Origin of the sequence: Aestuariivita sp., from assembly GCF_049276915.1 — a bacterium.
GTDB lineage: Bacteria > Pseudomonadota > Alphaproteobacteria > Rhodobacterales > Rhodobacteraceae > Aestuariivita.
This window is the reverse complement of record NZ_JBASXK010000148.1, coordinates 1-2025: the sequence shown is the minus strand read 5'-3', so window position 1 is coordinate 2025 and position 2025 is coordinate 1. Positions and strand designations below refer to the sequence as shown.

3 protein-coding genes are annotated in these 2025 nt (G+C 63.0%); all 3 read right to left on the bottom strand.

Going from position 1 to position 2025, the window contains the following annotated elements:
- Nucleotides 1-101 precede the first annotated feature (101 nt).
- On the bottom strand, nt 102-311 hold the full coding sequence (locus tag WAO69_RS15800) for a helix-turn-helix domain-containing protein (protein WP_422180869.1): 210 nt from the start codon (nt 309-311) through the stop codon (nt 102-104).
- A gap of 92 nt (nt 312-403) precedes the next feature.
- Nucleotides 404-820: a hypothetical protein gene (locus WAO69_RS15795; protein ID WP_422180867.1), complete on the bottom strand. Its 417-nt coding sequence runs from the start codon at nt 818-820 to the stop codon at nt 404-406.
- Nucleotides 817-2025 (bottom strand): tyrosine-type recombinase/integrase (locus WAO69_RS15790; RefSeq protein ID WP_422180865.1); only part of this gene is annotated, 1209 nt, incomplete at its 5' end. The genes WAO69_RS15795 and WAO69_RS15790, both read right to left, overlap by 4 nt.

The following is a 2025-nucleotide window of genomic DNA, read 5'->3' as shown; positions in this document are numbered from 1 at the left end:
GTTGGGGTTTTCATCACAGTTCCTTCAGCGCGCCGGACGCAATTCGACCGTTCGCAGGCGGCGCACCCTGCGTTTGGCTGTCTCAAATTGTTGGGGTTTGGTTAGTCTTCCGCCGTGATCCGGCGGTTTCGGAGGGCGAGAACGCTTTCCGATTTGATGCGCGTGGCACGCTTCAATTTGTATGCTGAAAGCTCGCCGCTATTGATCAGGTCATAGACCGTCTGGCGGGATGCGTTCAGCAGGCTCATGGTCCCTTTGATCGTGAGATCTTGGGCCAGAACGTTCAGCTCAATGTCGGATAGTTCGGTCATCACTTTCTGTCCTTGCTTAACCTGTGATCAAGCTACGGTGAGAAAGTGATGTCCGAAAGCACATCTGACGGAGCCGTCGGTCCGTCAGATTGTCAGAAGCTAATCCGCGCCGTGATTGTGGACGCCGCCAGGGCCTTGATGCCAGTCTCCGGCTCAAGCCGCACCATCTCGGCGTGGACAAGCTTTGCAAGGTCGCTGACCCGCGCGCTGCTATCCCGCCGGCGGTATTCCCTCGCCAATCGCGACGCCAAGGCGATCCGTTCTGCATCGTTGGCGGCTTTGATCTCGGCATTCTGCCGGTTCCGCCACGCTCGGCGGTCTTCCTGCAGCCTATCGGCCGCGCGGCGCTTAGCGGCATCGCCGAGATCGGCCCCGCTCAAGAATAGCTGCGCAGCCGTGTGATCGGGAATATCGGGCAGGCCCATCAGCTCGGCGAAGGTCAGCCCGCCGATCGCATCGTCACCGGTGTGGCGCAACGCGGTGTTGGGTGGGTTCTTACGATCGGTCATGCGCGCGCCCCCAGTTGGATGACGTTCTCGGCCTCAAGCCCCGCCAGGTGATCGCACCATTTCTGCAGCCAGTCTCGCGCGGGCTGGTTTAAAGCCGCCGCGTTATAGATCGCATCTGAGCTGGCGGTCTCGACGTGGTTACTGATCCGGTCCCGTATTTCCTTTCCGGCCTGTTGCTCCGCCAGCCACGTCAGGCAGCCGTGACGCAAGGCATGGGAGGTGAAGCCCTCGGGCAAGTTCTCTACCTTGCGGATGCGGCTCATGGCCTTGCCGACGCTGTTGCGCGTGATGTGGTCCGCGTGGCGCGCGCCGGGGAATACAAAGGGGGTCTTGCCCGCCGGTCCCGCCTTGCGGGCCTTCAGCAGGGCGCAGGACTGCCGGGACAGCATGACCAGGTGAGCGCGCCCATTCTTCGATCGGGCGGCGGGGAGCAACCATGTCCCGGCATCCAGATCCAGCTCGGACCAGGGCAGGGCGGCCACCTCGGTCACGCGGGCACACGTCTGGGCCTGCAGCAGGATCGCCTCTCCCAGATCGCCCTCAGCGGGCAGGGCGCGCAGCAGCACAGTCAGTTCCCGATCCGTGGGTGTGTGGCTTTCTGTGGTGCGCTGAGGCAGGAGCACGGCTGTTGTTGGGTTGACCGTGGTGGGCGGAAGCCATGTCTGGCCCGACAGGTTGCCGATCTTGCGGCTGCCTCTGGTCGCCACGTTGAACATGGAGGAAATCACGCCGCGGATCTTTTCTGCCTCGCGCGGGGCGGTGGCCCAGATCGAGGTCAGTATTGATCGCACATGGTCGGCGGTGAATTCGGTCGCGGGCAGGGTGCCATAATGCGGAACGATGTGGCGGGTCAGATAGGTCTCATCCATCCGCCATGACCGCTTGGTTGGCTGAGCGTATTCGGTGAGATATTTGCCCACCAGATCGGCCATGGTCATCGCGCCTGTCGTGGGTGCCTGCGGGCGCGCGGATTGGCCTGCCTGCACGGCGTCGCGCATCTCGCCCCATTGCTGTCGGGCATCGGCGATCCCGAGGGCGGGATAGCTGCCGAATTGTGTCTCGACCTTTTTGCCGCTGATCGGATCGGTGTGGCGGTATAGCCAGACGCGGCCCGACCGCTTGCCGTGTCGCATGACCAGCCCGGGCCGATCGAGGTCGTGGATCTTGGCCCCTATGGCGAGGGCATCATAGTGAACCTTGCCGAG

Coding starts and splice junctions, on each gene's coding strand:
- WAO69_RS15800 (WP_422180869.1), bottom strand. CDS start 311: ATGACCGAACTATCCGACATTGAGCTGAACGTTCTGGCCCAAGATCTC.
- WAO69_RS15795 (WP_422180867.1), bottom strand. CDS start 820: ATGACCGATCGTAAGAACCCACCCAACACCGCGTTGCGCCACACCGGT.